This is a genomic window from Chitinophaga sp. (assembly GCF_036569125.1).
Classification (GTDB): Bacteria; Bacteroidota; Bacteroidia; order Chitinophagales; family Chitinophagaceae; genus Chitinophaga.
The window spans coordinates 1-11,655 of the sequence record NZ_DATCRF010000388.1 but is presented as its reverse complement, the minus strand read 5'-3'; the positions used below and the strand labels follow the sequence as shown (position 1 = coordinate 11,655).

Annotated in this window: 15 protein-coding genes and 1 tRNA gene; 7 read left to right on the top strand and 9 right to left on the bottom strand. The window is 45.9% G+C overall.

All coding sequences use genetic code 11. The features are described 5' to 3' along the window. Nucleotides 1-559 (bottom strand): hypothetical protein (locus VIM87_RS14505; RefSeq protein ID WP_331997685.1); only part of this gene is annotated, 559 nt, incomplete at its 3' end. A 469-nt stretch (nt 560-1,028) separates the two neighbouring features. Here VIM87_RS14505 and rpmI point away from each other — a divergent pair. Then, nucleotides 1,029-1,226: a 50S ribosomal protein L35 gene (rpmI, locus tag VIM87_RS14500; protein WP_089911997.1), complete on the top strand. Its 198-nt coding sequence runs from the start codon at nt 1,029-1,031 to the stop codon at nt 1,224-1,226. 38 nt (nt 1,227-1,264) lie between these two features. Next, complete coding sequence (rplT, locus tag VIM87_RS14495) at nt 1,265-1,609, top strand: 50S ribosomal protein L20 (RefSeq protein ID WP_089911666.1); 345 nt, start codon at nt 1,265-1,267, stop codon at nt 1,607-1,609. Between the two features lie 9 nt (nt 1,610-1,618). Here the strand turns inward: rplT and ispE are convergent, their stop codons facing one another. The 4 genes from ispE to VIM87_RS14475 all read right to left on the bottom strand — a co-directional run bounded on the left by ispE (nt 1,619) and on the right by VIM87_RS14475 (nt 5,154). After that, a complete protein-coding gene (ispE, locus tag VIM87_RS14490; RefSeq protein WP_331997684.1) occupies nt 1,619-2,455 on the bottom strand; it encodes a 4-(cytidine 5'-diphospho)-2-C-methyl-D-erythritol kinase in 837 nt (278 codons plus the stop codon). Nucleotides 2,456-2,546: 91 nt separating this feature from the next. Further along, nucleotides 2,547-3,149 (bottom strand): bifunctional nuclease family protein, encoded by a 603-nt coding sequence (locus VIM87_RS14485; RefSeq protein WP_089911661.1) that lies wholly within the window; start codon nt 3,147-3,149, stop codon nt 2,547-2,549. A 176-nt stretch (nt 3,150-3,325) separates the two neighbouring features. Beyond that, nucleotides 3,326-4,291: an electron transfer flavoprotein subunit alpha/FixB family protein gene (locus tag VIM87_RS14480; protein ID WP_331997683.1), complete on the bottom strand. Its 966-nt coding sequence runs from the start codon at nt 4,289-4,291 to the stop codon at nt 3,326-3,328. Nucleotides 4,292-4,413: 122 nt separating this feature from the next. Then, nucleotides 4,414-5,154: an electron transfer flavoprotein subunit beta/FixA family protein gene (locus tag VIM87_RS14475; protein ID WP_331997682.1), complete on the bottom strand. Its 741-nt coding sequence runs from the start codon at nt 5,152-5,154 to the stop codon at nt 4,414-4,416. 76 nt (nt 5,155-5,230) lie between these two features. Between VIM87_RS14475 and VIM87_RS14470 the strand changes: the two genes are divergently transcribed. Both VIM87_RS14470 and tilS read left to right on the top strand, forming a co-directional pair. Then, on the top strand, nt 5,231-5,542 hold the full coding sequence (locus VIM87_RS14470; protein WP_331997681.1) for a hypothetical protein: 312 nt from the start codon (nt 5,231-5,233) through the stop codon (nt 5,540-5,542). A gap of 126 nt (nt 5,543-5,668) precedes the next feature. Further along, complete coding sequence (tilS, locus tag VIM87_RS14465; RefSeq protein ID WP_331997680.1) at nt 5,669-7,015, top strand: tRNA lysidine(34) synthetase TilS; 1,347 nt, start codon at nt 5,669-5,671, stop codon at nt 7,013-7,015. A gap of 47 nt (nt 7,016-7,062) precedes the next feature. On the opposite strand, the gene VIM87_RS14460 is transcribed toward tilS, so the two are convergent. Further along, complete coding sequence (locus VIM87_RS14460) at nt 7,063-7,674, bottom strand: rhomboid family intramembrane serine protease (protein WP_331997679.1); 612 nt, start codon at nt 7,672-7,674, stop codon at nt 7,063-7,065. A 35-nt stretch (nt 7,675-7,709) separates the two neighbouring features. Then, nucleotides 7,710-8,183 (bottom strand): 23S rRNA (pseudouridine(1915)-N(3))-methyltransferase RlmH, encoded by a 474-nt coding sequence (gene rlmH, locus VIM87_RS14455; RefSeq protein WP_089911994.1) that lies wholly within the window; start codon nt 8,181-8,183, stop codon nt 7,710-7,712. Nucleotides 8,184-8,369: 186 nt separating this feature from the next. Between rlmH and VIM87_RS14450 the strand changes: the two genes are divergently transcribed. Next, a tRNA-Arg gene (locus VIM87_RS14450) sits at nt 8,370-8,443 on the top strand. Between the two features lie 147 nt (nt 8,444-8,590). Here VIM87_RS14450 and VIM87_RS14445 read toward each other — a convergent pair. Then, a complete protein-coding gene (locus VIM87_RS14445; RefSeq protein WP_331997678.1) occupies nt 8,591-9,133 on the bottom strand; it encodes a hypothetical protein in 543 nt (180 codons plus the stop codon). Nucleotides 9,134-9,365: 232 nt separating this feature from the next. Here VIM87_RS14445 and VIM87_RS14440 point away from each other — a divergent pair, with 232 nt between their 5' ends. Continuing rightward, nucleotides 9,366-10,604 carry a 5'-methylthioadenosine/S-adenosylhomocysteine nucleosidase gene (locus tag VIM87_RS14440; RefSeq protein ID WP_331997677.1) on the top strand — a complete coding sequence of 413 codons (1,239 nt, stop codon included), beginning with the start codon at nt 9,366-9,368 and terminating at the stop codon, nt 10,602-10,604. Between the two features lie 3 nt (nt 10,605-10,607). After that, nucleotides 10,608-11,189: a hypothetical protein gene (locus tag VIM87_RS14435; RefSeq protein WP_331997676.1), complete on the top strand. Its 582-nt coding sequence runs from the start codon at nt 10,608-10,610 to the stop codon at nt 11,187-11,189. A gap of 178 nt (nt 11,190-11,367) precedes the next feature. Here VIM87_RS14435 and VIM87_RS14430 read toward each other — a convergent pair. Continuing rightward, a partial coding sequence (locus VIM87_RS14430) for a hypothetical protein (RefSeq protein WP_331997675.1) occupies nt 11,368-11,655 on the bottom strand: 288 nt, incomplete at its 5' end.

The following is an 11,655-nucleotide window of genomic DNA, read 5'->3' as shown; positions in this document are numbered from 1 at the left end:
TAACATAATAGTTATCTTTCAGATCATCATAGGCCGGGTTTGCCTGAAAGGTATAATCAATACTCCCCCTGGCAGGGTCCAGCGGAATATTGCCGGTAGCTTGCCCAAAATCCTCCGTAAAGCCGGCCATTGTTGTATTCTGGCCTTTACAGATGGTCATGGGGCAGTTAAGGGCCACCGTGTACCTGGTGACCACTCTATGCGTACCATTGGAAAGGGTAATATCGGCCTCTACCCGGTATCTCGCAGCCTTAAGGTATTCAACCGTGATAGAGCGGTTACCGACAGAATTGGGAGCGCCGCCCGTTGAATAAGTGCCTACTACGCCATATAATACATTATAATCAACGCCGGCTACGGCCAGGGTACTTCCGGCACCAATATAAATACGCCATTGTATACCTTGCATGGTACCAATGCTAATGTTCATACTGGCCCAACGTTTATTCGTGGCATCCGGGGAAATACACACCGTGTCTGGCGCGTTCATGGACTGCGCAACGGCAGTACCTGTCGTAAAGGCAATCAGTAAATATAGGAGAGCTAGTAGCTTTTTCATTTTTTCTGTAATCCGGTTGAGTGAAAAAAGTATCATTTTGATGAGGGTTCAAGCCCGCCAAAACGATGTTGATTTACAGGGTTTTGCAACCAAAAAAAGTACTTGCCTCCTTACCTGGCCGGCCTCTTGAGTTGTGTAAACTGGTTTCATAGGCATCGCTTAATCGTTCGGTTAATAATATATGATACGGCTAAAATATGAGACTATTTTAAAATTAAAATTAGTAATAATATACAAAATAAAAAATGTGTATATGCCAAAACGACATCTACACAAACGTGTTAGTACCTAAAAAGGCAGAAGGCGGATTTGATAGTCAATTGTTTACCGAAGCCTAAAAAATTGTAAAAAAGTGTTAAAAAGTTATCCACATGACAAGTGGGGAATTTGGAAGTGGATAAAATATTTGAAGTGACTGTGTTATGTTTAAATTATTTCCCTACCTTTGCAGACCAAATTCGTATTTAAGATGCCTAAAGTAAAGACTCATTCCCGTGCGAAGAAAACGTTTAAGGTGACCGGGAGCGGACAGATCAAGAGGTACAAGGCTTTTAAAAGTCACCTGCTGACTAAAAAAGCTACCAAAAGAAAACGCAGCCTGAGAGGCAGCACGCTGGTTAGTGACGCTAACCTGAACCTGGTAAAGCGGCTGCTTTGCCTCCGTTAATTATAACTTATTTATTAATCTGATCAAAAAAGCAGCATATGCCTCGTTCAGTAAACGCCGTTGCTTCCCGTGCCCGCAGGAAGAAGATCTTAAAACAGGCGAAGGGCTTTTACGGTAAAAGAAAGAATGTATATACCGTAGCCAAAAACGTATTGGAAAAAGGGCTTACTTATAGCTATGTAGGCCGTAAGCTGAAGAAAAGAAATTACCGTCAGCTGTGGATTGCACGTATCAACGCTGCAGTACGCGCAGAAGGTATTACTTATTCTGAATTCATTCACAAGCTGTCTGAAAAGAAGATTGACCTGAACAGGAAAGTACTGGCAGACTTAGCGATGAATGAACCCGCAACTTTCAAAAGCCTGGTGGCTTCTGTAAAGTAATCACGCAACTCAGATTATTTCAAATACGCGATAGCTGGCGTCCCACAGGATGCCGGCTATTTTGTTTTTCGCAAAAATGCCTATCATGGCAGATCCACTGCCGCTCATAGTTGCGTATAAAGCCCCTGCTTCGTATAACTGCTCTTTTATTTCCCTTAATACGGGATGCGCGCTGAACACCGGCGCTTCAAAATCATTTGTAATTAGATCTTTCCAGGAAGTTACCGGCTGCAGAATGCTTTCCTGCAGCGATAGCTCCGGCTGCCGCGGTGTAATTTGTCCGAACGCCCAACCGGTGTTTACATGAATACCGGGATATACCAATAACATGGAATACCCGCTAAGGTCCAGTGCCAAAGGCTTTAACACTTCGCCCCGGCCGGTTGCATAACAGGGCTGGTTATGGATAAAGAAAGCACAATCACTTCCCAGCTGTGCTGCATAATTTATTAATTGCTCCGCGGATAATTCTAAACGGAACTTATCATTCAGCAGCTGCAGCATAAAGGCAGCATCAGCAGAACCACCGCCCAGACCGGCTCCTATGGGAATATGTTTGTGCAGGTGAATATTTACAGCAGGCAGCTCCGGAAAATCTTTTTTCAATAAGTGCCAGGCTTTCAAACACAGGTTATCCGCTGCGTTACCAGGTACCGTGATACCACTGCTGTTAAAGTGCAGCTCCTCATGGGCCAGTACTTCCAGCGCATCTTTTATCTGCACGGGGTAAAAAATGGTTTCCAGGTCATGAAAGCCATCGGCCCTGCGCCGCAGGATGTGTAAGCCTAAATTTATTTTGCAATTGGGAAAAACGATCATGTCATTACTCCATGGTCCATGGTACATAGTCCATGGTAATTACCGTTTGCTTATTGAAAATATCTGGAGAAAACTCTTTGCCTGAAAAATGCCATGGACTATCGACTATGGACTAAGGCTACCTGCCTGCTTTACGGCTGTTGATCTCATCGCGGATAGCAATAGCGCGAATGTAATCTTCCTGTTCCAGCACATCCTGTAACAGGGTGCTCAGCTCTTCTACACTCATCGCTTTCAGATCATCTTCTGCGCCTTTTTCATGTTCCGAGATAGTAGGCGTAGTAGGTTTATTTACTTTTTTACCGGTAGGATCATCCAGCAGGATGCCGGCGCTGTTGAGGATGTTTTCGTATGTGTAAATGGGGCAGCCAAAACGTACTGCCAGTGCCAGCGCATCAGAAGTACGGGAATCTATTTCGATGGTTTCGTCGTTATTGTGGCAGATCAGTTTTGAGTAAAAAATGCCCTCCTGCAGGTTGCTGATAACCACTTCTGAAAGCTCTATATTAAAAGCATTCATGAAATTCTTCATCAGGTCGTGCGTTAAAGGGCGGCTGGGTTGCATTTTCTCAAGTGCCACGGCAATAGCCTGCGCTTCAAAGCCTCCAATAACAATAGGCAATCGGCGCAATCCGTTCACTTCTCCCAATACCACGGCATATGAGTGTGTTTGCGTAATGCTGTGTGATAAAGCAACTATTTCCAGTTCTATTTTTCTCATATTTGTTATCTGTCTCGCGTTGTCGGCTGATAATTTTGTAAGACCGTGAAGTTAGAAAAATATTTCCTGATCTAAAAACAAGCCGGGAGTTTGTTCGCTTGCCGCCAGGCAGCACCGGTACCGCCGTTTTGTTAAAAATAGCGCTGCCGGACTGCCCGGGACCAACTATCAACTTATTATCTTAGTTTTTTAACGGCTTCCGTGATCTTCGGCACTACTTCAAAAGCATCGCCCACAATACCATAATCAGCTGCTTTAAAGAAAGGCGCTTCCGGATCTTTATTGATCACCACGATCACCTTGCTGCCGTTTACGCCGGCCAGGTGCTGTATAGCGCCGGAAATACCAATGGCAATATACAGGTTGGGGCGTACGGTTAAACCGGTTTGGCCGACGTGCTCATGATGCGGGCGCCAGCCGGTATCCGCTACCGGGCGGGAGCAGGCAGTTGCTGCACCCAGGGCTTTGGCCAGGTCTTCTACCAGGCCCCAGTTCTCCGGGCCCTTTAATCCACGGCCGCCGCTTACAATGATCTCTGCTTCTGTCAGCGGCACCTCACCGCTTACGGTTTCTACCTTGCTTACTTTTACCTTAAAATCTGCGTCGCTCACCGGCGCCTCAAAAGGCTGTACCGTGGCTGTAGCGCCAGTAGGCTCCAGGGCAAAGGTGTTGGGCATAACCGTGAGCACCTTTTTGGCAGAAGTTATATTTACGTTTGCAAAGGCCTTGCCGGAAAACACGGTTTTCTTTACCACAAAACCGTTGGCGGTATCCGGCAATCCGATAGCGCCGGTTACCAGGCCTGCCTGCAGGCGGGCAGCCACCCGGGGGGCTACTGCGCGGCCGTCAAAATTATGGGAGAAAATGATCACCTGTGCATCTTCCTGGCTGGCGGCAGCTATGATCACTTTGGCAACTACACCGCTGTCAGATTCGTTGAGCTTCGCATTGGCAGCATGTAATACTTTTTGTGCGCCATAATTGCCTAACGCGGCCAGCTCTGCGTTATCCGCTTCGCCTAATACTATAGCCGTGGCCGTTGTTCCTAACTTTTGTGCAACTTTGGCCCCATATTGTACGGCTTCAAAAGCAGCTTTTTTTATTTTTCCCTGGGATTGATCAGCGAATATTAAAACAGACATGAGATTTACGATTTTAGATTTGAGATTTACGATTTGGTTTGCATAGTGTGGAATTTACCATGATCTACGATTTCAGACTGGGTAAGAGGTTAGATCTAAAATCGTAAATCTAAAATCGTAAATCAGATCACTTTGGCTTCTTCGTGCAATAATTTTACCAGTTCTTCAACATTGTCGGCCGGAATAAGCTTTACGCCTGCTTTTGCAGGAGGCAGCTCAAAACTTACAATGCTGGTAAGGGCTTCTACGGCAACAGGCTCTACTACGGTTAAAGGTTTGGTGCGGGCAGCCATAATACCGCGCATATTGGGTATACGCGCTTCCGCCATTCCTTTCTGGCAGGATACTGCTACCGGCAGGTTTACTGTTACAATTTCCTTACCGCCTTCAATTTCGCGGTTAATGGTAGCGGTGGTACCATTCAGCTCAAATTTAGCTGCAATGGAAATAAAGGGCAGGTCCAGCAGCTCAGCTACCATGCCGCCTATAGATGAACCGTTATAGTCGATGGTTTCCTTACCGGTAAAGATGAGGTCATATCCCTGTTGTTTGGCATGGGACGCAATCTGCGATGCAATGTAATAACTGTCCTGGCTATCCGCATTTATACGAAAAGCCTCATCGCCGCCAAGGGCCAGGGCTTTACGGATCACAGGCTCTGTATCTGCGCCGCCAACGGTTACCAGGTGCACGGTGGCGCCCTGTGTTTCTTTTAACTCCAATGCGCGTACCAGCGCATACCACTCATCGTAGGGGTTAATGATAAACTGTACACCGGCTTCACTGAATTTCGTGTTGTTGTCTGTGAAAGCTATTTTTGCAGTGGTATCCGGCGTTTTACTGATACATACTAAAATCTTCATAACCTTAAAACTGTTTGGTTTGGAAAAAGCGGTATCAGCAAATATAACGGATATTGGTTAACTAATAAAACCAACAATGGACCGGATCTCTAAACTAAAAGCCTTCCTGGAAAGCAGCCCTGATGATAGTTTTCTGAAGCATGCACTGGCCCTGGAATATATAAAGCTGGAGGATGATGCGGCTGCCCGCCGGCTGTTTGAAGAGCTGCTGGAAAAAGAGCCGGAATATGTAGGCTCTTATTATCACCTGGGCAAGCTGCTGGAAAGGGCGGGAGAGGCCTCCCTGGCAGGAACCACCTACGAAAAAGGTATGGCCATGGCCAAGTCTGTGAACGACAAACATGCCTATAACGAGCTGCAGGCAGCGTATGAGGACCTGATGTATTAGGCAATTGGAGTTCTCCGCGTTCACAGCCTCCGGGGAATGCCATTTAAAATAATCATGAGTTATAGGAAAGCGGTGGTTTGAAAAAGCAGCCAGTATGTACGCTTCTGGCAGACAACTTAACTAATTATGCAAAACAACCTTCTTACAGGTTTTTCAGAATACATTCAGCGGGAACAATTATTTACACCTGCACAACCCATCTTACTGGCTGTTAGCGGCGGAGCGGATTCTGTGGCGATGGCGCATTTATTCCATACCGCCGGTTTTTCCTTTGCTATAGCGCATTGCAACTTCCAGCTACGGGGCGCGGAATCAGAGCGGGACGAAGCATTTGTACAACAACTAGCCGCCCGTTATAATGTACCGCTTTATACAACAAAATTTGATACGGCCGCCTATATGGATCAGCAGCGTGTATCCGTTCAGGTGGCAGCCAGGGAGCTGCGTTACCAGTGGCTGGAAGCTACCCGTAAGGCGCAGCAATATGCCTTTATTGCCACTGCCCATCATATGCAGGATAATGTGGAAACAGCGCTGATGAACTTTTCCAAAGGTACGGGCCTGGCCGGCCTGCACGGCATTTTACCCAGGCAGGGCACGGTTATACGCCCATTGCTGTTTGCGCAAAAAGAAGCGTTACAGGATTTTATAAATACGCAGGGACTTACGTTTGTAGAAGACAGCTCCAATATAACGGATAAATATACACGCAATTTTTTCCGGCATCATGTGTTACCACCTATCCGGGAAGCTTATCCCGGTGCAGTGGCCAATATGGCCGCCACTATTGAGCGGATACGGGAAGCCGAACAGCTATTCCAGGAAGCGGTAGACCGCCACAGGAAAAGATTGCTGGAACGCAAGGGGGATACCTGGATGATACCGGTGCTAAAATTACAAAAAACCAAACCGCTGGTTACGCTTGCATACGAGATCTTTAAAGGATTTGGCTGCCCGTCGACCCAGGTGAATGCCGTGCTGGAACTGCTGGAAAGCGGATCCGGCAGGTATGTGGATACAGCAACCCATCGTATTCTCCGCAACCGCGAATGGCTGCTGATAACGCCCCTTGAACAGCCGGAACCCGCTATACTGGTGATTGAGCCGGAACATTCCCATGTACACACCGGCAGCGGGCATTTAAAGCTGCGGGTGCAGGAACGGGCAGCCCTGGGCAGTATTCCCACAGCAGCGGCTATTGCCTGTTTGGATAAGCAGCAGATCCGTTACCCGCTGCTGCTGCGCCGCTGGAAACAGGGCGATTATTTTTATCCCTTAGGTATGGCCAAAAAGAAAAAGCTGAGCCGATTTTTTATTGATCAGAAACTTTCTTTACCGCAGAAGGAGAAGGTATGGGTGCTGGAATCGGCAAAGCGGATCATATGGGTTGTAGGTATGCGGATCGATGACCGGTTTAAGTTAACGGAGCATACGAAAGAGGTGTTGTATCTGGAATGGGAGGAGGGGAGGTAGTTGCGCATTGGCAATTACGCCCCGCCCAAGAATGCCGTTGAAAGTGATTATCTCCACAGAGAGGAGATCTGCTCCATAAAATATCCTGCCAGCTGCGGTTTCAGCGCCAATGGAAATACTACGCCAAAAACAGCGCCCCAGAAGTGCGCATCATGGTTAATACCATCCCCGCCACGGCGCGACATATACACGGAATAACCCAGGAAAAGCACACCGTATAAAATAGCCGGCATCGGTATCACAAACACAATGATCTTAGCCCAGGGCTGAAAAAGAATAAAGGCAAATACCACTGCCGATACTGCGCCGGAAGCGCCGATAGAGCGGTAGCTGTAGTTATTGCGGTGACGTATGTAAGAAGGAATATCGGAGATGATCAATGCCAGCACATAGAACAGCAGGAAATACAGTTTGCCGCCAAAGACCTGCTGAAACATGATCTCAATGTACTTGCCAAAAAACCACATCGTGAGCATGTTAAAACCCAGGTGCATGTAGTCTGCATGTACCAGTCCGGCTGTAATAAAACGGTAATATTGATTATGTTCTTTTACCATGTAAGGCCACATACTCAGCTTATCTATTTCCCCGGGCCGGCTAAAGGCGGTAATAGAGATAATGCAGGTAACAATGATGATCACTAAGCTTAAGGTCAGCATAAAAAGTTCTGTCCGGTTAAAAAATGTAAATGTAGTTATTGGTGATGATATTTCTCGTTATGTAATACAGAATAAGCGCGATAGAGCTGTTCTGTTACAATTAACCGCACCAGCTGATGGGGAAAGGTAAGCTGGGAGAGGGAGAGCTTGCCCTGCGCCCGTTGAAGGATACTGGCATCCAATCCGAACGCGCCGCCGATCAGCAATACCAGCTGGCGGGTAGCCGCATTGGTACGCTGCTGCAGGAAATCGGCCAGCTGCAGGGTGGTCATCATTTTACCATGCTCATCCAGGGCCAGGAGGTAGTCCTGGGGTTGTAGCAGGTCCAGGATTATTTTGGCTTCCTGCTTTTTAAGTTCAGGGATCGACAAACTGGCCGCCTGTTTAACCGTAGGGATGAGACGCAGCTCAAAATCCACGTAATGTTGCAGGCGTTTTTGGTAAATAGCGATGCCTTCTTTAATGTAAGGATCATTTTCTTTGCCGATGCTCCAGAGCTGTATCTTCATTTTTTTCTGTTGTATGATTTCCGGCCATGTGCCCGATGGCAGTGAATTTTATAATATTGTAAAAGTACAGGTTAATAGAAATTTGTAGAAATTTATGTACAACTATTTGTTAGTTTCAGAAAAACGCATACTTTTGCAATCCCAATCGAACAAATGGCCTCAGGGTCTGAAGTAAGAAAAAGGAATGGCTCCGTAGCTCAACTGAATAGAGCATCTGACTACGGATCAGAAGGTTTCAGGTTTGAATCCTGACGGAGTCACAGAAAAGGAAAAGGTTCAACGAAAGTTGAGCCTTTTTTGTTTGGGGTAAGGTTCAGAGATCAGGCTGAATTCGGATCAAGTTTAAAAGATTGAGGCCTTTTCAGAGAGCATCCCATTCCGTATATGAACCAATTCTGCCATAATGGTTAATTCTTATATTTTGCGGATATTACATCCATAACATCCTGGATAACCTTATTTGCTTCCATTAGCAACTGTTTGTTAATTTTGACCGTGCTTTTCGTATCCCTCAGTACTGCCTGCCCTGCGCTAAGCTCCAAATGTGCCATCACATCATCACCGCCCCAGAAATAATCGTAGATAAATGCCACTCCTTCATCGCCAGGCTCCATATATAGCGCGATACTTTTCAATACCGCCAGCATCGGCAGGATCTCATAATAATTCTCGGCGAAAAGCACACTGGTAAAGAAATACACACCCTCTTCATGCTTCTCCCGGCTCAATGTTTTTTCCGTATCCAGATAAGATTCAAATATGTCACCGCTTATTTCTTTTGAATACACAGGAATTTCTATCAGCGGAGATTTCGAGTACATGTTACGGCTATCCCACCACGAAGTCCAGTCTTCATCAGGCACCGGGGTAGTAGGTTTTGCCTTTAAAAAACGCTCGAGGTTCTCTTTTTTAATCTTAAGTTTTACGAATAGTGATCTAAGTTCCGACATAAATTCATTGTTAGTTTGATCTGTAGTTACGGAGATAATTGCCTTTCCTTTTTGAAATTGAAGCTAACTATAAGTATAGCGTAATTCAGGACTAAATATATAAAAAGGTTTCAACCTGATCCCTAACGCCGTAGCACACAAAATTTTTCCCGGTAAGTATTAGATAATATCAGGATTTTTCTTGAACTTATACTTGTAAAATACAATCCCAGTACCGCTTTAAACCCCAAGTATGAATCTTTTTGATTTTGCCCTTGTTACCGGCATGAAAGAAGAATTTGACGAGCTACGAAAACACCTTCCGCCACTTGTTCCCATTAGTGACAATCCTTCTGAGATTTGGTACAGGACTACCATGAGCTCTAAAGACAATACTAAGCGTTACAGTGTCATCATCGGTTACCAGAGCCAGATGGGCGGTCTTGAAGCAGCATTACTTACGGAGGCCATCATTAAAAAATGGCAGCCGTCCTATATTATCCTAACAGGAATAGCCGGCTCACTTCACGAATCGGTTAAGCTGGGGCATATTATTGTGGCACAGCAGGTTTTCTACTATGATATGGGAAAGGCCGCAGCTGAAAATAAGATCCAGTACCGCCCCCAGGGTTACCCTTGCAGTGTTACACTTATCAGGCAGGCGGAGCTAATATCCTCAGGGAAATTTAACTGGTTGCAGGAGGCCGTTAAAAGTGCAAAAAGTAAAGCTAAAAAGCTTAAAAAGAAGGATCCTGAAAAGAATGCTCCTGTTATTGATGCTTTAAACGCACACCAGCCCCGCGTTCATTTTGGAACAGTAGCTTCCGGTTCACTGGTAATTGCATCCAAAGAGAAAAAAGATGAATTGCGTTCCCTGCATGGAAAAATTATCGGTTGCGAAATGGAAGGTGCAGGCGTAATGCACGCTGCTTTTTACCGGGAAACGCCTACCAACGCTATTGTGGTCAAATCCATCTCTGATAATGCAGATGAGCAAAAAACCCAGACGGATGATCAGGGTACCTGGCGGCAAATGGCGCTGGAAAATTCTTCGCGTTTTGTAGCGGAGCTTATTACCAGCAATTATTTCAGGGCCTTGAATACGGGCCTGTTTGAGCTAAATCCTGCATCGCAGGGGCCTGGTCCGGCAAGGGATAAAATACAGCAGCGTGTTACACCTGGTATGGGTTCTTTTCTTTCTTTTGAGCAGTTGGTAATGCTGCATGGGCCTGCGGTATCTTTAACGATTGGGATCTCCGCATCAGGCGCAGCGGGCGCTCTGAATATCCTGCAGGGCGTTGCCATCTATACAGATAAGGATCAAAATATTCACAAGGTACCTTTTACCGATAACCATGTTGAATTAAACGGAGGCCTTTATCCAAAGCCGGTCGGGTTATATTTAATGATTGCGGGAACAGCTTCCGAAATAAAATTTAAGGTAAGCACCTGGTCAATGGAAAAACAAATTTCATGGAAATCAAATAAATGATGTATGCCTGTAAAAAAAGTATTGTTGTTTGATGATAGCAACAACCCGCTAAAGATCGCGGGTATTTCTATTGAATTGTTTGATAATTTAACAGGAACCCTGCTTGCAAGTGGCTTGTCGGTCAATTTGAATCCGGCTGCCGGTCTTGCGTCAAAAGAGTGGGGGACCAGCTTGTCTTTTTCGCCCTCCTGCCCAAATGCAGTAGATATTTATATCAATGATGCCAATTTTGAATACCCGGGCAATACACTTAAATCGCTGAACGGCTCTCAGAATGATGATATTGACCTGGATCTGCTCAAAATTGCATTGTCTCCGCTTACAACCTCACTGCCCACCAGCGCTACACCTCATCAGATCGTGGCTGCGATCGGAGCCGAAAAGAATTGGAGCCTCGCGGAAAAGCAGGCCGCAATTAACCTGCTGTCAAATTATACAGCTTTGCTTTATGAGAGGATTGCTGAAACTAAAGAGATGCCGGAAGAGCTAAGGGTTATCTTCGACCGGTGGCAGCTTGCACTGGCAAATCTGGGCATTTTCGAGATCGATCTCGGGTTTACGCAGCAGTTTGATTTTGTACAATAGCTAACCTTAAACGAATATAAACGCTAACAGAAGGCCCTTTAAACCGGCGCCCGCCACCCTTTAACTATCTCCGGGAAGCAATAAATAATGTGAGATAACCAACAAATATAATGCCCCCAAAAGTGTATAACTCTTGAGGGCACTACATTTTATCTACTTACTTCTCTAAAATCTTCTCCTATAAACGCAGCAGCTGTAACCTCTTCACTACTATCTTGCGTTTATCATCATACACCTCCAGCACATACATTCCTTTGCCGGCCACCTTACGCCCTGGATTAACCCACGCCACGTAATCCCCTGCGGTGCTTACAGTGTTGGCTTCCGGCGGAAGTTGCGTAAAGCTACCCTGCCTGTACTCGTATAAAGAAACATTATAGTAATAAGTATCCGGCGTTAAAGGCGTTTGCAGAATGGCCCCATACGGGTTACCCAGGCAGTGTTCTGATAACGGCCGGTATAAGGT

Bases quoted from the DNA above. Each gene is read 5' to 3' on its own strand.
- rplT (WP_089911666.1), top strand. From the start codon at position 1,265: ATGCCTCGTTCAGTAAACGCCGTTGCTTCCCGTGCCCGCAGGAAGAAG.
- VIM87_RS14445 (WP_331997678.1), bottom strand. From the start codon at position 9,133: ATGTCGGAACTTAGATCACTATTCGTAAAACTTAAGATTAAAAAAGAG.
- rlmH (WP_089911994.1), bottom strand. From the start codon at position 8,183: ATGAAGATACAGCTCTGGAGCATCGGCAAAGAAAATGATCCTTACATT.
- rpmI (WP_089911997.1), top strand. From the start codon at position 1,029: ATGCCTAAAGTAAAGACTCATTCCCGTGCGAAGAAAACGTTTAAGGTG.
- VIM87_RS14485 (WP_089911661.1), bottom strand. From the start codon at position 3,149: ATGAGAAAAATAGAACTGGAAATAGTTGCTTTATCACACAGCATTACG.
- VIM87_RS14470 (WP_331997681.1), top strand. From the start codon at position 5,231: ATGGACCGGATCTCTAAACTAAAAGCCTTCCTGGAAAGCAGCCCTGAT.
- VIM87_RS14475 (WP_331997682.1), bottom strand. From the start codon at position 5,154: ATGAAGATTTTAGTATGTATCAGTAAAACGCCGGATACCACTGCAAAA.
- tilS (WP_331997680.1), top strand. From the start codon at position 5,669: ATGCAAAACAACCTTCTTACAGGTTTTTCAGAATACATTCAGCGGGAA.
- ispE (WP_331997684.1), bottom strand. From the start codon at position 2,455: ATGTACCATGGACCATGGAGTAATGACATGATCGTTTTTCCCAATTGC.
- VIM87_RS14460 (WP_331997679.1), bottom strand. From the start codon at position 7,674: ATGCTGACCTTAAGCTTAGTGATCATCATTGTTACCTGCATTATCTCT.
- VIM87_RS14440 (WP_331997677.1), top strand. From the start codon at position 9,366: ATGAATCTTTTTGATTTTGCCCTTGTTACCGGCATGAAAGAAGAATTT.
- VIM87_RS14435 (WP_331997676.1), top strand. From the start codon at position 10,608: ATGCCTGTAAAAAAAGTATTGTTGTTTGATGATAGCAACAACCCGCTA.
- VIM87_RS14480 (WP_331997683.1), bottom strand. From the start codon at position 4,291: ATGTCTGTTTTAATATTCGCTGATCAATCCCAGGGAAAAATAAAAAAA.